Below are 20,581 nucleotides of genomic sequence, written 5' to 3'. Positions count from 1 at the left end.
GGAATGCCGGCGGGCGGTCCGTCGCTATACTAGCGCACCCCCTGAGCAGGCAAGACTCCGCCGCATGTCCGCGACCCAGAACGTTCCGATCACTTTCCAGGGCCTGATCCAGACCCTCAACCAGTATTGGGCGCAGCAGGGCTGCGTGCTGATCCAGCCGCTGGACCTGGAGGTCGGTGCCGGCACCTTCCACCCGGCCACCTTCCTGCGCTCGATCGGCCCGGAAAGCTGGAATGCCGCGTACGTGCAGCCCTCGCGCCGCCCGACCGATGGCCGCTACGGCGAAAACCCCAACCGCCTGCAGCGCTACTACCAGTACCAGGTGGCGATGAAGCCCAGCCCGGACAACATCCAGCAGCTGTACCTGGATTCGCTGAAGGCACTGGGCATCGACCCGCTGGTGCACGACCTGCGTTTCGTCGAGGACAACTGGGAATCGCCGACCCTGGGCGCCTGGGGCCTGGGCTGGGAAGTCTGGCTCAACGGCATGGAGGTGACCCAGTTCACCTACTTCCAGCAGGCCGGTGGCCTGGAGTGCAAGCCGGTGCTGGGCGAGATCACCTACGGTCTTGAACGCCTGTGCATGTACCTGCAGAACTGCGACAACGTGTATGACCTGGTGTGGACCTACGGGCCCGACGGCACGCCGGTGACCTACGGCGATGTGTACCTGCAGAACGAAGTGGAGCAGAGCACCTACAACTTCGAGTACGCCGACGTGGAAGAACTGTTCCACCGCTTCGACGCGTGCGAGAAGGAAGCGCAGAAGCTGGTGGAGGTGGGCCTGCCGCTGCCGGCCTACGAGCAGGTGTGCAAGGCCAGCCATTCGTTCAACCTGCTGGATGCGCGCCGCGCGATCAGCGTGACCGAGCGCCAGCGCTACATCCTGCGCGTGCGCGCGCTGGCCCAGGCGGTGGCGAAACTGTATGAAGCCAAGCGCCTCGAAGCGGTGGCGGCCAAGGAGGTGCAGGCATGAGCACGATGCTGCCGCTGCTGATTGAACTGGGTACCGAAGAACTGCCCGTGAAGGCGCTGCCAGGCCTGGCCCAGGCATTCTTCGATGGCGTGGTGGACGGCCTGGCCAAGCGTGGCGTGGAAGTGGAACGCGGCGACGCCAAGCCGCTGTCCACCCCGCGCCGGCTCGCGGTGCTGCTGCCCGGCGTGGCCGTGGAGCAGCCGGAACAGCGCGGTGAAGTGCTGGGCCCGTACGTGAACATCGCGCTGGACGCCGATGGCCAGCCGACCAAGGCGCTGCAGGGTTTCGCGGCCAAGGCCGGGATCGACTGGACCGCGCTGGAGCGCACCAGCGATGCCAAGGGCGAGCGTTTCGTGCACCGTTCGGTGACCCCGGGTGCGCGCACCGCGGCGCTGCTGCCGGAGATCCTGGCCGAAGCGATTGCCGCCATGCCCATTCCCAAGCCGATGCGCTGGGGCAGCCACGCCTACGGCTTCGCTCGACCGGTGCATTGGCTGGTGCTGCTGCACGGCAAGGACGTGATCGAGGCCGACGTGCTGGGCCTGAAGTCCGACCGCATGAGCCGCGGCCATCGCTTCATGCACGACAAGACCGTGTGGCTGTCCTCGCCGGACGACTACGTCAGTTCGCTGCAGGCCGCTTATGTGCTGGTGGACGCCGACGCGCGCCGCAGCCGCATCGTAGAGGCAGTAAATGCCGAAGCCGCCGCCGCCGGTGGCCAGGCGCGCATCACCGATGACAACCTCGAACAGGTGGTCAACCTGGTTGAATGGCCGGCGCCGGTGCTGTGCAGCTTCGAACGCGATTTCCTGGCGGTACCGCAGGAAGCGCTGATCGAGACGATGGAAATCAACCAGAAGTTCTTCCCGGTACTGGACAACAGCGGCAAGCTGACCGAGAAGTTCATCGGCATCGCCAACATCGAATCGAAGAACGTGGCCGAAGTGGCCAAGGGCTACGAGCGGGTGATCCGCCCGCGCTTCGCCGATGCCAAGTTCTTCTTCGACGAGGACCTCAAGCAGGGCCTGGAATCCATGGGCGAGGGTCTCAAGACCGTCACCTACCAGGCCAAGCTGGGCTCGGTGGCCGACAAGGTGCAGCGCGTTGTCGCGCTGGCCGGGCTTATCGCACCGCAGGTGGGCGCCGATCCGGTGCTGGCCAGGCGCGCCGCCGTGCTCGCCAAGAACGACCTGCAGTCGCGCATGGTCAACGAGTTCCCCGAGCTGCAGGGCATTGCCGGGCGCCATTACGCGGTGACCGGTGGCGAATCGCCCGACGTCGCGCTGGCGATCGATGAGGCCTACCAGCCGCGCTTCGGTGGCGATGACATCGCGCTGTCGGACCTGGGCAAGGTGCTGGCCATCGCCGAGCGTGCCGACACCCTGGCCGGTGGTTTTGCCGCAGGCTTGAAGCCAACCGGCAACAAGGACCCGTTCGCACTGCGCCGCAACGCGCTGGGCCTGGCGCGCACGATCATTGAATCCGGCTTCGAGCTGGACCTGCGCGCGCTGCTGGAAACGGCCTTTGCCGGCCTGCCGGCGGCGGTGCAGCCCAGTGCCGAGCGTAAGACCGAGGCCATGCCGCAGGAGCTGTACGACTTCATCATCGACCGCCTGCGCGGCTACTACGCCGACAAGGGTGTGCCGGCCACGCACTTCAACGCCGTGGCCGAACTGAAGCCGGCCTCGCTGTACGACTTCGACCGCCGCATCGACGCCATCGGCATCTTCGCCGCGCTGCCGGAAGCCGAAGCGCTGGCCGCCGCCAACAAGCGCATCCGCAACATCCTGCGCAAGGCCGAGGGGGCGATTCCCGGCATGGTCGATCCGGCCCTGCTGGCCGAACCGGCCGAGAGCGAACTGGCTGAAGCTGTCGAAGCGGCCATCGACGACAGCAACGCCAGCCTGCACCAGAAGGACTACGTCAGCGTGCTGGCGCGCCTGGCCCGCCTGCGCCCGCAGGTGGATGCGTTCTTCGATGCGGTGATGGTCAACGCGGAAGATCCCGCACTGCGCGGCAACCGTCTGGCGCTGCTCAAGCGCTTGGGCGACCGCTTGGGCAGCGTGGCGGCGATCGAGCATTTGTCCAGCTGACGGCAACAGCCTTATCGCGTCTCACCCTTGAAAGCGCCCGACTGGTTCGGGCGCTTTCTTTTTATGCGCATTTGCTCGAATGCGACGAAAACTGCAATCAATCTGAATATTGATTGAGCGTTTCTTAGGAAAAATCAGAAAACGATAAATTCGTGCAATCGGTATTTCCCAGCGCCGCGTGATCATCCGGCGCCGCACTTCCACGCGGCACCGACACGTCGCGTGCGTCCTGCGCGGCTCGCCCCCGCTTCGCATGGAAGTTCTGCCGCATGCCCATCTTCGATCGCGCCGCTGGCGCCTTGTCTACCTTCAACCCGTTCAACGCACCGGCCAACGAGTCTGTGGCGCAGGATGCGGCTGGGACAGGCGCAAATATCCCCACCCATGTAAGCAATGCGACATCGCCGTACCCGCGGGAAGCCACGGCACTGGACGTCGTGCTGAGCCCGCGTGAAAGGGCGGTGCATGATGCGATCCTGGAAACAGAAGCGCCGGAACGCGCGGCGCTGGCGTGGACGATGAAAAAGTACATCGCCGCTGCCACCACGCCGGAAGAACGCGAGGCCATCACCCAGCGGATGGAGCAGGCGCTTGCTGCGAGAGGTCGCGATGTGGCGATGCTGCGCCACCTGGGCATCAACACGCTGGACAGCGCGTTGACACGGGCAGCGTGGACCACACTGATGGCCGAACTGCCCGGCTGGGCCAGCAGCGCGATGACCGCAGGCCAGCTCGCCCGCAGCGTATTCACCGGCACGTGGGGCAGCGTGGCCGCCGTGCTGCCGTCATTGGCGGCGGCGCTTCCGTCGCTGCGCACTCATGCGCAGTTCGACGCGCTGGTGCAGTCGTTGCCCGAAACACTCCGGGCCAGCCTGTGGACCCTGCATGAGCAGATCGCACAGGCCGACGCGCAGTTGCGCCCCAACCTCGGCGGCGGTCACCTGGTGTCGGCGCTGGCGGTGGCCGCACTGCTCTGGCAGGTGCAACGCGCGCTGCCCAAGCCGGCGGGGCAGCTGCAGGGGATCGGTCGCTTCATCGCCGAACTGCCGTTGCACTGGCAGCGCATCGCCGTGCTCAATGGCGTGGGCGGGGCGCTGCTTGCACCGGGCGCGGTGGCTGCCGATGGGGAAGCGGACGTGCCGGTCGAACGCGACCAACGCGCACTGCGTCCAGGCCCGGAAGAAAAGGCACAACGGATCGAGTTCCAGCGCTGGGCGGACCGGGACCTGCGGCCGGGCCCGCCACGCATCCGTCCGACCATCGACAGCCTTGAGCCGGTGACGTTTGAAGCGTCGCGCGCGCCCGGGGCCCCGCAGGCAGGGGGGCCGACCCGCGAACCTGCCCCGGCACCTAGCCCGGCGCGGCCGGCCGATGCGGCAGCGTCACCGGGCAGCCGCCCGCAGAGCGGTTGGCTTGCGTGGCTGGGCGCCGGCATTGCCACCTTGGGCCATGCGGCACGGGGTGGCTTCCAGTCGGTGCCACAAGCCGCACCCGCAGTAGAAATGACCTTGATGGGCGGCTCGGCGCTGCGCGAGGTGGTGACCGAGCCGCTGATGTCGCCCGAAGCAGTTGAAGTGGCGACGGGAGCGGCTACCACCGCGCGCATGTTCCCCAATCTGCGACGGACGCCGCTGGCGCTGGCAGCGGCAGCGACGGTAACCGGTGCGGGTGCGGCAGTGATTGGCTTGAAGCGCTATTTCTGGCCCGATACCGCCGCGGCCACGCCGATTGCGCTGGCCGAACAGCTGGCCGTCGAGGTGGTTGGGTTGCCGGACGGCCACTGGGGCACCGCGCTGGACCTGGTACTGGGCGAACTGGAGCCCACTCCGCGTAGCGGTCGCACGCGGCGCGCGGCACCCGCCACCACCGCCTACCGCGCAGGCGAACAGGAAACCGACCTGCAGCGGCACGGTGTGTCGACCGCGCAGCTGGATGTACTGCGCGCCGACCCTGCCCTGATGCAGCAGCTGCAGTCGATGCGTCTGTGGTCGGTAGCGGTAGCGCGCGACATCGCCACGCAGCCCGGCTGGGAGTGGGTGGCGCGATTGTCGGCCTCGGAACAGGAACTGCTGGTCGGCCACTGGCAGGCGCTGCGCAGGATCGCCCCCACCCTGGCGGCGGTGGACAACGCGGCCGATGCGGTGATGGAAGAACTGCTGCAGAAGGCGGGGTGGCAGGGGAACTGGATGGACATCGAAGTGCGCCTGCCGCACAAGGACGTGGCCGGGATGCAGGTGGACGACCGTCTGCCGCTGCTCGCGTACTGCCTGTCGCGGCCGCGCGCCGGTGAGGCGTCGTTCCTGCGCGATGACCTGCCGGTCACCCCGCGTGAGTGGGCCCAGCTCAGGCAGGCGCTGGCCAGTGCCGACGCCAGCCGCCTGCGCGTGGACATCGCCTCCCGCGTCGAACAGGCGCGGCCGGCGCTCAGTGCAGCCGTGCAGGCGCAGCTGGTGCTGGACGCGCTCAAGGCCAAGGCGCTGGGCCGGCTGGGCAGCGGCGACGCGCATCGGCGCGGCGCGGAGGTGGTGCTGGGCTTCCTGCAGGGCACCGGCGCGGTCGAACGCGCCACGTTGACCTATGTGGACCGGCTGCCCGACGGCAGCGCGATCACGGTGCCGGTGCCGAATTACCTGGTGCTGCGCAGCGCCGCCAAGGAGGAGGGGCTGCGCGGCCAGGTGGTGCTGTACCGCTCGGACCTGTCGCGTTTCCAGGCATTCGGCGACGAAGACGCGTTCCGCGAGTTCCTGGATACCCAGCGCGCCCGCAGCGGTGCCTTTGCCGCCGACGGCGGGGTGCAGCGCAGCCTGGGCGACGACATCGTGCAGGCCGCGCCGCCAGAACATCGCAGGGACGTGCAGAGACTGGTCGATGACTGGGAAGCCCGTCTCGTGCTTCACCAGCGCGGCCAGCGCGGACCTGAGGCATGGAACCCGGCCACGAGCTTCACCTTTGCGTTCACTCCGGTCGAGCACGCCGACGGCGCGCGGCAGCAGTGGGCCGACACGCTGGTCAGTCACGGGCAGGCGCTGGCGCAGCAACAGCTGGGCCGCAACCTGCTGCGCTGGAGCCCGCTGGGCATTGCCAACGTAGCGGCGGACGCCGCCTACGAGCAGCGCCGCGACAGCGCCCTGCAGACCCTGGACACGCACGCGCAGCCCAGCGTTACCGACGCCATGGTGGGCGCGCTGCGGATGGCCGGTTTCGAAGGCTCGCTGGCGGGCTTCGATCCGAGCCGGGTCCGTCTGCAGCTGGGCGAGCAGCACATGGACCTGACCCGTTGGGCGACCCGCGGCTGGCAGCAGCACGGGCTGCCCCGGCCGCCGGTACCGCTGAACGCCCCGGACTGGGCGCCCGACGCGGCCGGCATGCCCAATGCCCGGCTGCCGCCAGCCACCTGGCTGGACGATGCGACGCTGGACGCGATGCAGCTGGTGGCGTGGCGCGGCGACGCGCAGGGCGGGGTGGACGCCGAGCTCACCGCGCGGCTGGCCGACCCGGCGCTGCGCCGGGCGATCTGTGGCGAGCTGGAGAGCTTCGCCACCAGCAACCGGCTGGCCACGGCCTACATTGAGCACCTGCGCGCGCTGCCGCGCACCGGGGAGGGCAGGGCCTTCGCCGCTGCGCTGGGCAACCAGATCCGCGCGCGCACCGCGTGGATGATCGAGGTGGCCCGACAGGACGGCCTGCTGGACGCCGCCACCCACGCCGCGCTGCAAACGGCGCACGCGCAGCTCGACCCGGTCGGCAAGCAGACTTCGACCCTGCAGGTAGTGACGCTCAAAGGCCACCCGCTGGTGGGGCTGTGGGCGATCCAGACGCCTGCCGGTCGCCATGTGTTCCTGCCCGATACCCCCTACGGCGACCAGGTGCTGGACGAGCGCGCCTTTGCCCTCTGGCTGCGCCGGCCCGAGGCCGAAGCCTATGTACGCACCCGCGCGCAGTATCGCTACCACCCGGACCTGGCCGGGGCATTCGAGCATACCGCCAGCTCGCGCGGCATCCCGTTCGGCTTCGCGGCCACGCGTGGGCCGCAGGCGGCGGCGGCCACGCTGATCGCCGCGCGCATCGACGATGTGGACGAGCTGACGGTGAGCCCGCACGAGCAGCTGGTCGAGACCCTCAGGATGATCGGCACGATCGGGGTGGGCGCGTTGTGTTCCCTCGCCAGTGGCGGCACCGGCACGCTGCTGTGCCTGGCCGGCACGCTGGGGGTGGTGGTCGACAGTTTCCACCGGGGCCTGGTTTACCTGGAGCGCGGCCTGGTCGATGACGGCATCCTCGAGATCGGCGGGGGGGTGGTCGACCTGCTCGACCCGGCCCAGATCACCGCGATCCCCGGGCTGCTGTACCAGCTCGGCAAGCGCAGCCTGGGCACCATCGCCGAGGCGACCGCTGCAGTGCGCCAGCTGCGCCTGCAGCGGCGGGGGTTCAGCGCCGACGGACAGGTCAACCAGGGCTTCGCGGTGTCGGACAGCGCATTGGCGACCGCAGCGCTGCCCATGCTGGAACAACCGCTCGCCGGTGGCGGCCTGCTGTACCGGCAGCGGGACCGTACATATATCCGGCAGGAAGGTCATTTCGTCGAAGCGGTGACCGATGGCCGCGATGTGCGCCTGCGCATGCCGGATGCATCCGAGGCGCCAGGTCCACCGGTGGAATTCAGGAACAACGCCTGGTACCGGCAGGAGCGCCCGGCGGCGCACCGCGGCACCACCACGCTGTCGCCAGTGGGCGGGCGCGGGTGGGTGAGCCGCCTGCCGGAGGCTGAAAACCTGCCGCCGGAGAAGCTGGACGAGCTGGAGGCGGTGTTCGGCGTGCGTTCGCGAGATTCCTCACCCAGTGCCGACCTGCGCCACGTGGTGCAGGAGCTCACCATCGACCAGCGTGTGCAGCGCATTCTCGGCGACCCCGAATCGCTGGGCATGCCCGGCGACGAGGCGATCATCATGCGCGCCTGGGCCGACAGCCCTGCACTGGGCAACGGCAAGGGTGTGGAAACCTATGTCACACCATCGGCGAGTGGACCCGAGGCGCACGTTTCGGCCGCGGTCCCGTCGGGCTGATGGTGGAAGTGGCCGACACGCGCACCTTGCCCGGCGTCGAGGCCCTGGTTGACGCTGCTGACGCAACCGCCCTGGCCACGCGGCTGAAACTACCGGCGGACACCGGCCGCGACGCGCTGCTGCAGGCGGTGCGCAGCGAGCTGGGCCGGGTGATCAAGGCCGACCCGGCGCAGAGCCGCCTCACCTGGCAACGCTGGATCGCCGCCCAGCACCGCCTGCCAACGGCAGCGGACAACCTGGTCAAGCACTTCCCCGATCTCACCAAGGCCGAGGCGGAAGAGATCATCACCCGCTCCAACGGCCTGCAGAAGCGCGAGGTGGAATCGTGGATATTCTCCACGGACATCCGCGCGATCGTGGCCGACACACTCACCAGCCGGACGCAGCGCCAGCAACGCCAGGCGGTGGTGAACGACGCCTTCGGCACGCTTGCCGATGTGCAGCAACTGGGCACCCACCTGCAGTCGGCACTGCCTGGCCGCACCATCAAGGTGCGTGACGATGGCCAGGGCGGTTCCGTGCTGCTGGTCGGCTCGACAACGCCCGGGGTTGCCGAAGCACGGCTGGCCTTCAGCCCTGGCACGGGTAGCGCACTGATCGTGTCGGATGCGCAGCACAAGGTACATACGCACTGGCAGGACGCGTTGTTCGAACAGCTTGCCGCACCCGAAAAACGCCGGTTGGGCGACGCAACCACGCTGCGGCGCGAAGTGGTCGAGCAGATGAAGCAGATGCCGATCACGCAGCGCTGCAGCCTGAGGGGACCGCTCAAGCCGGTGCCCGACATCAGCCCCAACAGTGAGGCACGGCCCCACGAGCGCACCCGCCGTTCGGCGGACTGCGATCCTCCGGACAGCATCTCGCTGGGTCCGGACATGATTGCACTGCGTGACGACATGCAGCGCAGCCTGGGCGCGATGCGGCACGCGCTGGACCGGACCTACACCGGCCTGCGCGCGGAAGAACGCGAACTGAAGGCGCTGACCAGCCGCATGATGCAGCTCAAGCTGGAGAAGCAATCCCTGCCGCCGGCCGACGCCGCACGCATGAAGGAGCTGCAGAAGAAGAACTTCCGCACCTTGAACGGCTACGACCTGATGAACGCGGCCTACTACCGTCTGGACGACATCGCGTACGACGGGGTGCCGCTGGGTCCATCACCGGATTTCCCGGACAGTGGTTTCGCCTTGAGTACCGTGCCGCGGGCATGGATGCACCCGGAAAACTTCGTCAAGCCGGTGCCGGTGCGCCGCGTGTTCCTGCCCGCTGCACAGGCCGAGGGCAAGCCGATGCAGAGCGACCTGTTCCGTGCGGACTATCCGCTGGGTGCAGACCTGATGCCCTCGGTGGGCAAGCTGGCCGAACCGGGGCAGGCGTCGAAGAAGATCACCCTGACCGAGCGCGACCTGCAGGTGACGGTGCCGGGCGGGAAGCAGGCCCGGTCGTTCGCCGAGCTGACCGACGCGGAGTTCGACGCACTGGATGGCAAGTCGCTCTCGGAGGCAATGCGGCAGTACGTTGGCGAGGGAAATCTGCTGGCAAGCAATGCAAAATCCCTGACCCCCGGCGACTACTACCTGTACCAGATCCGCTCATGCAGCGAGAGCAAGATCCTGAAGGGCTGGTTTGACGCATTGAAGAAGGCGGTGCCTGCGATCGCAGACCTTCTCGATGGAAGGGGCCCGATACCGAAGGTCACGGGGAAGGTCGGCATCCTGTCCGACAGCAACCCCTGTTCCTACAGCTGTGATCGCCGCCTGGCCGAGTTGGAGGAGATGCTGCCCGATGTCGAACTTACCGTGTTCTATCACTTCGACACGCCGACCGAGGCCCTGGAGTGGCGGTCGGAGCAGGCCATGCTGCGGGTGATGGAGAAGCACCGCGTCGCATGGGAGGGTGCAGGCCATTCCGAAAACGACATTCGGCAGATGGCCGCCGCCGAGTTGAAGAAGCCCGATGTGCGCCAATGGGCCGAGGAACAGTTGCTGGCATCGCCGCCGCCGCGGCCGGTGCCGCGGCTCTGGACACGGACGGAGTATGAAGCCGAGGGATTCTGAGGCGCGCCGCATGCGGATGCGGCACCATGTCGATGTGCGACGGCCGGGGTGCGAGCCCCGGCCGCCGCTGGACCACCGATTCCGGGAGCACTTGCAATGATCATCAACGGCGCCGGCCGTCCTGCCGCACTTTCCAGCACACCGGGCCTCACCGCGGCGGACGCCTCCGTTCTCGGGGCCGACCGCGAGCAGGCCCTGGGCACGCGCGAGCACGATTTCCTGCTGTTCGGCAGCCAGGCCACCGCGTTCGCCCGCGACCTGTTCCGCAGTGGGATCGCCGACGACCTGCGCGCCTATCTCGAACAGGGATTCCTGCACGACGCTGATGCCAGCGGGCCGGTACACCGGAAGGTGGCGCCCGGGGACGGCGACGACGGGCTCGATGCCTGCGGCGGGAATCTGACCCTGCGCGACGGGGTGCTGATCTTCGGCCGCTACAACAACCACGGTAACGGCGATTGCTATTACGCCTGCGTGCCGGGCAGGGGGGCGCCTGCGTTCTTCAGCATCTGCATCGAGTCCGGCGTGGACAGCGGTGAGGCCTACGAAATCTCCGTGTCCCCCTCGATGGACTGGTCACAATTTCTGGCTCACCTTCCGCCTGCGTGAATATGGCGTGATGCTCGAGGCCGCATGCACCGCAGCGACGGGCTTCGTTTTTGGCACGATCCCGCTATCCTGTGCCCATGCCGCCTTTGAAATATTTCCTGCCGCTGTTGTTCCTGTCGCTGGCCATCGCCTCGACCGCGCATGCGCGTGGCACCATCGAGAAGGTGGACATTACCGGCCTGGACAGGGACGACGATGCCGAGATGATCGAGAACATCGAAGTCTCGCTGTCGTTGTACGACACCATTGGCAAGGAACAGGGCGAGTCCCGGCTGGAATACCTGCTGTCACAGGCCGAGCGCCAGACCCGGCGCGCGCTGGAACCGTTCGGCTACTACAACCCGGTAATCACGGTGGAAAGCCCGCGCGAAGGTGAGAACCTGCGCGTGGTGATCCATGTCGATCGTGGTCCGCCCACCCTGGTACGCCGCGAGAACATCGACATCACCGGTCCGGCGCAGCTGGACCAGTACCTGCAGGAAGACCTGGAGAACTTCCGGCCGCGCAAGGGCCAGCGCTTCGAGCACACGCTGTACGACGCCAGCCGCGTGACCATCACCCGGCGCCTGGCCGAACGTGGCTACTTCGATGCCGATTTCACCCAGCGCCGGGTCGAGATCACCCGCGCCGAGAATGCCGCCGACATCGATCTCACCTGGGATAGCGGCCGCCGCTACAACATGGGCGATATCCGCTTCCACCAGGATTACTTCGTGGAGCGCCTGTTCGACCCGCTGGTGTACTGGGAAAAGGGCAGCTACTTCCACGAAGGCAAGCTGGACCGCCTGCGCGAATCGCTGACCAAGCTGGATTACTTCAGCGTCATCGACATCCAGCCGCAGCCGGACCAGGCCGACGAGAACGGCAACGTGCCGGTGGATGTCACCCTGACCCGGGCCAAGCGCAGCATCTACACGGCCGGTATCAGCTACGGCAGCGAAAGCGGCGCCGGTGTGCGCGGTGGCCTGGAGCGGCGCTTCCTCAACAGCCGCGGCCACAAGATGAACACCCAGCTGGACTACGCGCAGAAGCGCAAGAGTCTTGTCACCACCTACCGGATCCCGGCGTTCAAGTGGCTGGACGGGTGGTACGGGCTCACCGCCAGCGCGTATGACGAGCAGACCGACTACATCGACCTTCGCAACTTCAAGCTGATCGGCAGCCGCAGCGGCGAGATCAACGAGAACTGGACGGCCATCGCCTCGATCAACGCCCTGCGCGAGCGCTGGCGCTATGCCTCGGGCACGGAATTCACCAACGCGATCTACAACACCTCCACGCTGGTGTATCCGCAGCTGGTGGCCGACTACGTGAATGTCGACGACCGCCTGGCCCCGCGCAAGGGCATCAGTGGCAGCGCGACCATGCGTGGCGGCATTGAAGGCGCAGGTTCGGATACCAGCTTCGTGCAGGCCAGCGTGATGCTGCGCTGGTTCATTCCGGTCGGCGATGCCGACCGCCTGATCCTGCGCGGCGAAGGGGGTACCACCTGGACCAGCGACCTGGTGGCGATGCCGCCCAGCCTGCGCTTCTTCGCCGGTGGCGACCGCAGCATCCGCGGCTATGCATTCCGTGAAGTGGGCCCGCGCACGCCTCCGCCGGATAAATTCGCGCTGGGTGCCAAGAACCTGGTGACCGCCTCGGCCGAGTATGAGCACTACTTCAAGGGCGGGCCGTGGGGCGGCGCGGTGTTCGTCGATACCGGCAGCGCGTTCGACAACACCATCGACCTGCATACCGGCGTGGGCTTCGGCGTGCGCTGGAAATCACCGGTGGGGCCGGTGCGCGTGGACATCGCGCACGGTCTGAACAATCCGGATTCGAAGTTCCAGCTGTACCTGAGCGTGGGAGCGGACCTGTGAGCACGCCGACCCCGACCCCGCCAACCCCGCCGCCGCCGCGCGTGCGCTTCTACCGCAAGCGCCGGTTCTGGGCATGGTCCGGCTTCACCGTGCTGGGGCTGGTGCTGCTGGCGCTGCTGCTGGTGTACTGGCTGCTGCAGACCGTGGCCGGGCGCGATGTGCTGCTGGCCCAGGTGGTGGCGCGGCTGCCGGTGGGCGCCACGCTGACCTGGAGCAAGGTGGATGGCCCGGTGGCCGGGCCGCTGGTGCTGCACAACCTGGATTTCCGCTACGACGACATCCACTTCACCGCCGAGCGCGCGTACCTGGATCCGGATATCCGCCCGCTGCTGGGCCGCAAGCTGCAGCTGGATGCGCTGCAGATCAAGAACGCCACGTTGAACCTGGCCAAGAGCGACGAACCGTTCGAAATGCCCTCGTGGCCCGATTCGCTGCCGCAGATCGAAATGCCGCTGGCGATCCAGGCCGACACCATCATCATCGATGGCTTCCGCATCACCCAGGCGCAGGAACCGTTGATCGACATCACCAGGCTGCGCGGTGGGCTGGAAATTGCCAACGGCGAATTCCGCGCGCGCCAGCTCAAGGTGGACAGCGACCTGGGCGACTTCCGCGTGGACGGCCGCTATGTGCCGCGCAACGACTATTCCACCGACATCACCATCGGCGCGGTGCTGCCGGCACCGCGCGGTCGCACCCCGGCCCGGCTCGGGCTGGTGGCCCGTGGCAACCTGGACCGCATGGAAATCGCGCTGGCCGGGCATGCCCCCGCGCCGCTGCAGGCCAGCCTGGTCTTCGACGGCCGCGACGCACCGGTGTGGAAGGCCAGTGCGCGCAGCAAGGAACTGGACCTGGCACTGCTGGTGCCGGGCATGGATGCCAGTACCAGCACGCCGCTGTCGCTGGATTTCCAGGCCACCGGCAAGGGCGGGCAGGCCAACCTGCAGGGCCGCATCCAGCAGGGCGACCTGGCGGTGGAGCTGGCGCCGTCCAATGTCGGCCTGGCCGACCAGGTACTGACCGTCTCACCGCTGGTGGTGAAGGGCTTCGGTGGCCAGGCCCGGCTGCAGGGCACCGCCGATTTCCGTGACCGCGAAAATGCCAGCCTGCGCTTTGCGATCGTCGCCAACGACCTGACCTTCGTGCCCGAGGCCGATCCCACCACGCCGGGCGCCGCCAAGCCGGTGCCGGTGACGCTCAACGAAGCGCGCATGGGCCTGGCCGGCACGCTCAAGAACTGGGCGGCGGTCGGCACGGCCTCGGTGGAGCGCGAACAGCAATCGGCCGACCTGACGTTCGATGTGCGCGGCAGCGACACCGCCGCCCGGATCAAGCAGCTGCAGGCCAAGACCCCCGGCGGCGCGCTCGACGTGACCGGCCAGGTGGCGTGGGCGCCGCAGCTGGATTGGGACGTGGCCGCCAAGCTGGCTGCATTCGATCCCGGCTACTTCGTGCCCGGGTGGGATGGCCGCCTGTCCGGCAACGTGGCCTCCAAGGGCCGCCAGCTGCCGCCGCCGGCGGGCAGCCCGGCCGGTACCGCCGGCATCTATGAAGCCACCGTGGACGTGCCCGGCATCAACGGCATGCTGCGCAACCGCCGCGTGGATGCGCAGGGCCGCTTCGCGCTGCGCGGGCAGCAGGGCGAAGGCAACGTGCGCCTGGCGGTGGGCAACAGCCGCTTGACCGCGCGCGGCAGCGTCGGCGACCGCCTCGATGTGCAGGCGCAGCTGGAACCGGTGCAGCTGGATGACCTGATGCCCGGCAGCACCGGCACGCTGCGTGGCCAGGTGCAGGTGCGCGGACCGCGCACCGCGCCGGACATCACCGCCGACCTGGTCGGCAGCGGGCTGCGCTATGCCGATTACAGCGCTGAAGCGCTCAGCATCCGTGGCCGCCTGCCGTGGCAGGGCAGCAACGACACCCTGGCGCTGCAGGGCACCAAGGTGCAGGCCGGCATGCTGCTGGACACGATCAACGTGGACGCGCGCGGCAGCGTGTCCAACCTGCGGCTGGATGCGCAGGCGAAGAACGAACTGGGTGCGGTGGCGCTGGAAGGCGGGGTACGCCAGCAGGGCAATGCATGGCGGGGCGATATCGCCGCGCTGCGGATCGCACCCATCAAGGGCGATGCGTGGGCGTTGCGCGCACCGGCCACCTTCGGTATCCAGGGCAGCAATTTCACCCTGACCGACACCTGCCTGGGCGCGGCCACCGGCGGCGCGCTGTGCGCCAGCGCCAACTGGCCGCGTGATGGGTTGAAGGTACGCGGCGATGCGCTGCCGCTGGCGCTGGTGCAGCCGTGGCTGCCGCCGCAATCCGGGCGCCGCCTGCACCTGCGCGGCGAAATCACCCTGGATGGGCAGATCCGTCCGCGCGGCAATGCCTGGGAAGGCAGCGCCAGGATCGCGTCGCTGGAAGGCGGCATCCGCCTGGGCGACAACGCGCGCGGCGAGCTGGTGCGCTACGACCAGTTCTCGGCCACGCTGGAAATGACCCCGGCGCAGATCAACGCCAAGCTCGGTGTCGGCTTCCAGGGCAACGGCTTCGTCGATGCCAAGGTGCAGACCGGCTGGGATGCCAACGCGCCACTCAACGGCGAGCTGTACCTCAACATGTCGCGGCTGTACTGGATCGAGTTGTTCTCGCCCGACATCGTGCGCCCCACCGGCCTGATCGAAGGCCACGTCAGCCTGCGCGGTACGCGCGGCACGCCGTCGCTGGGCGGCGACGCCAAGCTGAGCAACTTCAAGGGGGAATTCCCGGCGCTGGGGCTGACCTTCGACCAGGGCAGTGGCAGCTTCACCGCGCAGCCGGATGGTTCGGCGAAGATCACCGCACAGGCGAACTCGGGCAAGGGCACGCTGTACGTCGACGGCGGGCTGTCGTGGTTCGGCGATGCACAGCCGCTGCAGCTGCATATCCATGGCGAAAACGTGCTGCTGTCCAACACGCCGGAACTGCGCATCGTGGCCAACCCCAACCTCGACTTCACCCTGGCCAAGGCGGCCATGCAGCTGCGCGGCACCGTGCACGTGCCCGAAGCCGACCTGGACCTGGAGCGGCTGGATCGCGGCACCTCGGTCTCCGAAGACGTGGTGGTGCTGGACCCGGCCGACCCGGAAGAAGGCCCGAGCCTGCCGCTGGACATGGACCTGACCGTAAGCCTGGGCGACAAGGTCCGCATGGCCGGCTTCGGCCTCAAGGGCGGGCTGGGCGGCAAGATGCAGGTGTGGGCGCGGCCCGGTCGCGAGATGACCGCCAACGGCGCGCTGGAAGTGAGTGGCCGCTACAAGGCCTATGGCCAGGACCTGACCATCACCCGCGGCAACCTCAACTGGAACTTCAACGCCGTCTCCGACCCGCGCATCAACATCCGTGCAGAGCGCCGGGTGGGTGATGTCACCGCCGGCATCGACGTGACCGGTCGCGCGCAGTCGCCACGGGTGGACGTGTGGTCGGACCCGTCGATGTCGCAGTCCGAAGCACTGGCGTTCCTGGTGCTGGGGCGCAGCCTTACCGGCGCCAGCAGCGACCAGACCCAGCAGGTCAACGCGGCCTCGGCAGCGCTGTCGGCCGGCAGCGGCCTGCTGGCTTCGCAGCTGGGCGCCAAGCTCGGCCTGGACGACGCCGGCGTCAGCCAGTCGCGCGCGCTGGGCGGCTCGGTGATCGGCGTGGGCAAGTACATCTCGCCCAAGCTGTACGTCGGCTACGGCGTCTCGCTGGTCGGCAGCGGCTCGGTACTCACGCTGAAGTACCTGCTGCGCCGCGGCTTCGACATCGAAATCGAATCCAGCACGGTGGAAAACCGTGGCTCGCTCAACTGGCGAAAAGAAAAGTAGAGCCAGGCCCTGCCTGGCTGCTGACAATGATCGGCGCCACGGCCCACCGGACGTGTGGGGACCTGGTATCGGTAGGGTCGCATCCCAATCGACTGCCGATAGGCTACCCGCGTCCGGTACTGGCACTGCAATGATCGGCATCGCGCCTCCGTCAGCCCGTGTGATTGCGGGTACGACACCGGTAGGGTCGCATCCCAATCGACCACCGACGCGGCATCCGCGATCGTTGATGGCATTGCAATGATCGGCATCACGCCTCCGTCAGCCATGCAATTGCACATGTCCATGCGTCAAAGCGATCGCGCACATTGTCGGCAGTCGTTTGGGAACCGACCCTACCGCGCGGGGCATGCCGAATGCGGCATGGAAATCCCGGCGATTCAAGCAGCGCAGGGCGCTTGGAAAGACAGTTCGCCTACCGCATCACACTTTGCAATGTCCTTGCGCCGCAATGGATACCGGGTACCTCCGGATCAATTCCGACACAGTGTTAGGCACTGCTTACCGGTTCGGCCGAATCAACAGATACAACCGAATTCCGTTATGGTCATCGCGTCCGCATGGTAGGCCCTGAGTCTAAAAGCTCAGCAACCAAGCAAGCTTGATGCAATGCGTCGGGAGGGTGACCGAATACAACACCCCTCGTGGAAATACGTCGCACCGTTTCTTGCTTAACGGCTTTTAGCCTCCCGACTCCCCCGCCATTCCGGCGGGGGGACATCAAGGAGAGGCCTACCATGCACGACCAAGAAAACCAGTCATCCGCCCGCACCCCATCGCGTGTCGTCTACCACTGGCGTACGCCGCGCAGCGTGCTCGTTGGTGCGTTGCGCGAGGACGACCGTGAGCCGGAGCCCGGCGAACTACTGATTCCCTCCCTCCACCTGCGCGGCATGTGGATGACCACGGCAGGCATCGAGACCGGCAGCTGTCTGAGCGTGCATATCGCGCCCGGCTGCCTGCTGCTGCGCAGCGTGAAGCCCGTGGTAAGCGTCGCGTGCCGCCCCGGGTGGTACCTGTCCACGAAAGAGGCCCCGAGCGTTCGAACGCGCTCGCGCTGGTAAGCCGCGCGTCATTCCCCGGCCCCTGACCATCGGCCGTTGCCCCTGCGGGGCGCAGCGGCTATGGTCCCGGACTGTTCAACAGTGCCGGAATCAACTCCATGGCCACTCGCAGCACCCTCTCCACCGCCCTGGCCCTTGGCCTCACCCTCGCCGCCGGCGCCCACGCCGACGAAGGCATGTGGATGCCGACCCAGCTGCCGGACCTGGCCAAGCCGCTGAAGGCCGCCGGGTTCAAGGGCAACCCGGCCGACCTGGCCAACGTGACCGCCGCGCCGCTGAGCGCCGTGGTGCGTGCGGGGGGCGGCACCGGCTCGTTCGTCTCCGAAGACGGCCTGCTGCTGACCAACCACCATGTGGCCATGGGCGTGATCCAGTACAACAGCACCGCCGAGCACAACCTGATCGACGGCGGCTTCATCGCCCAGGGTCGCAGCGATGAGCGCCCGTCCAACCCGGATTTCCGCGTGCTGGTCACCACCGGCTTCGACAAGGTCACCGATGAAGTGCTGCGCGATGCGCGTGGCAAGACCGGGCGCGCCTACTTCGACGCGGTGGACCGCGCCAGCAAGCGGCTGGTGGCCGAGTGCGAGCAGGAAGGCAACGTGCGCTGCAGCGTGGCCGACATGTACTACGGCACCGACTTCTATCGGATCCGCCAGCTGGAACTGAGCGATGTGCGGTTGGTGTACGCGCCGCCGCGCGCGATTGGCAACTACGGCGATGAGATCGACAACTTCATGTGGCCGCGCCATACCGGCGATTTCACCCTGCTGCGCGCCTACGTGGGCAAGGACGGCAAGCCGGCTGCGTACAGCCCGGACAACGTGCCTTACCACCCGCCGGCGCACCTGAAGATGGCCATCGATGGCCCGAAGACCGGTGATTTCGCCATGCTGGCCGGATACCCGGGCATCACCTACCGCCACCGCACGGCGGCCGAGTTCGCCGGCCAGATCGATGCGGTGCTGCCGCGCCGGGTGGCGGTGTTCCAGCAGATGATCGACACCATCGAGGCGGCTACCGCCAAGGATGCGCAGGCCCGCACCCGCTATGCCGCGCAGCTGCAGTCGCTGAAGAACAACCGCAAGCGTGCCGCCGGTGAGCTGGAGGGCCTGCTGCGCAGCGATGCCAAGACCCAGCGCGCCACCGATGAGGCGGCGATGCTGAAGGCCACCGATGCGACCTGGCAGCCGGACATCCAAGCGCTGCTGGGCTCGCTGTCGCAGGGCGCGTCGATGGGCGAGCGCGATTTCGTGCTGGAACAGGCCGCCGCGCAGAGCCAGCTGCTGCGCTCGGCGTTGCTGCTGGAGCGCCTGCGCGTCGAATCGGCCAAGCCCGATGCCGAGCGCGAAAGCGGCTACCAGCAGCGCGATCAGGCGCTGATCGAAGGCACCCTCAAGCAGGTCCAGCGCCGCTACGCGCCGGAGGTCGAGAAGGCGCTGCTGACGAATCTGTTGACCCGCTACCAGCAGTTGCCCGATGCGCAGCGCGTGCCCGAGTTCGACGCCGCGTTCGGCCGTACCCCGGCCGCGCTGGCCAAGGCGTTGGACGCGCTGTACAGCGGCACCCGGCTGGGTGATGAAACCGAACGCCTGAGCCGCTTCGCCGCTGCGAAGGAAGGCAAGGCATTGGCGCACGACCCGCTGATCGACCTGGCTGGCCCGCTGGTGGCCGCGCAGCTGCGCATGGAGGGTGAGCGCAAGGAACGCGAAGGCGAACAGCTGCGCCTGCGCCCGGCCTACATGCAGGCGCTGTTTGCATGGCGCGCAAAGCAGGGCCGGGCGGTTTACCCGGACGCCAACCGCACCCTGCGCATCAGCTACGGCAAGGTCGAAGCGCTGTCCCCGCGCGATGCGGTGCATTTCGATCCGGTGACCACCGTGGCCGGCATCGTGGAAAAGAACACCAACGCATTCCCGTTCGATGCGCCCAAGCCGCTGCTGGCGGCCATCGCCAAGGGTGACTTCGGCAGCACCGCCGACCCGGTGCTGAAGACCCAGACGGTCAACTTCCTGACCAACCTGGATACCACCGGCGGCAACTCCGGCTCGCCGGTGCTCAATGCACGCGGCGAGCTGATCGGGCTGAACTTCGACAGCAACTGGGAATCGGTCAGCGCAAGCTGGTGGTTCGACCCGCGCTTCAAGCGCGCCGTGCACGTGGACATGCGTTACCTGCGCTGGCTGCTGGCCAAGGTCTACCCGGCACCGGCACTGCTGACCGAAATGGGCGTGCCGGCCGAGTGACGCTCTCGGCCCCGTCCGGGTAGCAGCGGGGTGATACCGGTCCATTCCAGCTGCAGCGGCGCACGCCGCAGGTCCGGTTCGTTGCCCAGTGGGTTGTTCGGGTCCCACACGTTCGGATTGGCGGTTTCCGCCGTGCATTCGGGTGGCGGCGTGGCGGCGTTCCATGCCGCCAGGTGCAGTGTCACCCCGCCCAGGTGACGCCGGGCCATGGGCGGCACTTCCTGCGAGGCAACCACCACCACCTCGGTGGGTTGCAGACCGAGCGCAAGCGATTGCGCCATCAGCCGGGCGGACACGTCGTGGACTGCCCGTTCCCAGCCTTCGAACGGTTTCGCATAAGGCAGCTGGGCGAATTCGCGGCGAACTTCATTCAACAGACGGGCATGGATGGCGGCCTGTGGCCAGCGTCCCGCGATTGTGGGGATGTCGTGCAATGGCGCGGCGGCGTGCACCTCATACAGGTAATGCACGGTGCGTAAGGTGTGGCATTCCGCCGCGCTGAGCGGCCCCTGCTCGGCGCCATATCCCGGTTGCATCAGGTATTGGAAAACCCTGGCCATCGGCCAGCGGTTGTTGCATTCGACAGGCGGCGGCGTGCAGGTTTCGGGAGGAATGTTCTGCACCGACACGAGCAGGGAACGGAGCTCCTTTACTGCGGTGATGCGGTGCTCCAGCGGCAGCGACGCTTCCAGGCGCCGGGTCAGCATGGGGCTGAGCACTTCAGGGACAGTGGCAACGGGCACGGCGGACTCCACATGGCGGGGCCTCCAAG

10 protein-coding genes are annotated in these 20,581 nt (G+C 67.7%); 9 read left to right on the top strand and 1 reads right to left on the bottom strand.

What is annotated here, in order from left to right; genetic code table 11:
• Nucleotides 1–64 precede the first annotated feature (64 nt).
• From glyQ to AC06E7_RS06375, 9 genes are all read left to right on the top strand, one after another.
• A complete protein-coding gene (gene glyQ / locus AC06E7_RS06415; protein WP_068847918.1) occupies nt 65–976 on the top strand; it encodes a glycine--tRNA ligase subunit alpha in 912 nt (303 codons plus the stop codon).
• Nucleotides 973–3,069: a glycine--tRNA ligase subunit beta gene (glyS, locus tag AC06E7_RS06410; protein WP_478063582.1), complete on the top strand. Its 2,097-nt coding sequence runs from the start codon at nt 973–975 to the stop codon at nt 3,067–3,069. Before glyQ ends, glyS begins: the two co-directional genes overlap by 4 nt.
• 269 nt (nt 3,070–3,338) lie before the next feature.
• Nucleotides 3,339–8,132 carry a hypothetical protein gene (locus AC06E7_RS06405; RefSeq protein WP_478063580.1) on the top strand — a complete coding sequence of 1,598 codons (4,794 nt, stop codon included), beginning with the start codon at nt 3,339–3,341 and terminating at the stop codon, nt 8,130–8,132.
• Between the two features lie 8 nt (nt 8,133–8,140).
• On the top strand, nt 8,141–10,189 hold the full coding sequence (locus AC06E7_RS06400; protein WP_478063578.1) for a hypothetical protein: 2,049 nt from the start codon (nt 8,141–8,143) through the stop codon (nt 10,187–10,189).
• A 96-nt stretch (nt 10,190–10,285) separates the two neighbouring features.
• A complete protein-coding gene (locus AC06E7_RS06395; RefSeq protein ID WP_478063577.1) occupies nt 10,286–10,798 on the top strand; it encodes a hypothetical protein in 513 nt (170 codons plus the stop codon).
• 77 nt (nt 10,799–10,875) lie between these two features.
• Complete coding sequence (locus tag AC06E7_RS06390) at nt 10,876–12,660, top strand: autotransporter assembly complex protein TamA (RefSeq protein WP_217539147.1); 1,785 nt, start codon at nt 10,876–10,878, stop codon at nt 12,658–12,660.
• Entirely contained in the window at nt 12,657–16,499 is a 3,843-nt protein-coding gene (locus tag AC06E7_RS06385) for a translocation/assembly module TamB domain-containing protein (protein ID WP_478063575.1), read from the top strand. Before AC06E7_RS06390 ends, AC06E7_RS06385 begins: the two co-directional genes overlap by 4 nt.
• 737 nt (nt 16,500–17,236) lie before the next feature.
• The gene (locus AC06E7_RS06380) at nt 17,237–17,563 is read left to right on the top strand and encodes a SymE family type I addiction module toxin (protein ID WP_426805281.1); all 327 of its coding nucleotides are present in this window, start codon (nt 17,237–17,239) and stop codon (nt 17,561–17,563) included.
• Between the two features lie 98 nt (nt 17,564–17,661).
• The gene (locus tag AC06E7_RS06375) at nt 17,662–19,809 is read left to right on the top strand and encodes a S46 family peptidase (RefSeq protein ID WP_478063573.1); all 2,148 of its coding nucleotides are present in this window, start codon (nt 17,662–17,664) and stop codon (nt 19,807–19,809) included.
• On the opposite strand, the gene AC06E7_RS06370 is transcribed toward AC06E7_RS06375, so the two are convergent.
• Nucleotides 19,761–20,552: a hypothetical protein gene (locus AC06E7_RS06370; RefSeq protein ID WP_478063571.1), complete on the bottom strand. Its 792-nt coding sequence runs from the start codon at nt 20,550–20,552 to the stop codon at nt 19,761–19,763. The two genes, AC06E7_RS06375 and AC06E7_RS06370, sit on opposite strands and share 49 nt — an antisense overlap.
• Between the last annotated feature and the right edge of the window lie 29 nt (nt 20,553–20,581).

Source organism: Stenotrophomonas sp. Steno-Z4 (genome assembly GCF_056393145.1).
The sequence above is the reverse complement of the archived record's forward strand: the minus strand, read 5'-3'. Positions and strand labels throughout refer to the sequence as shown.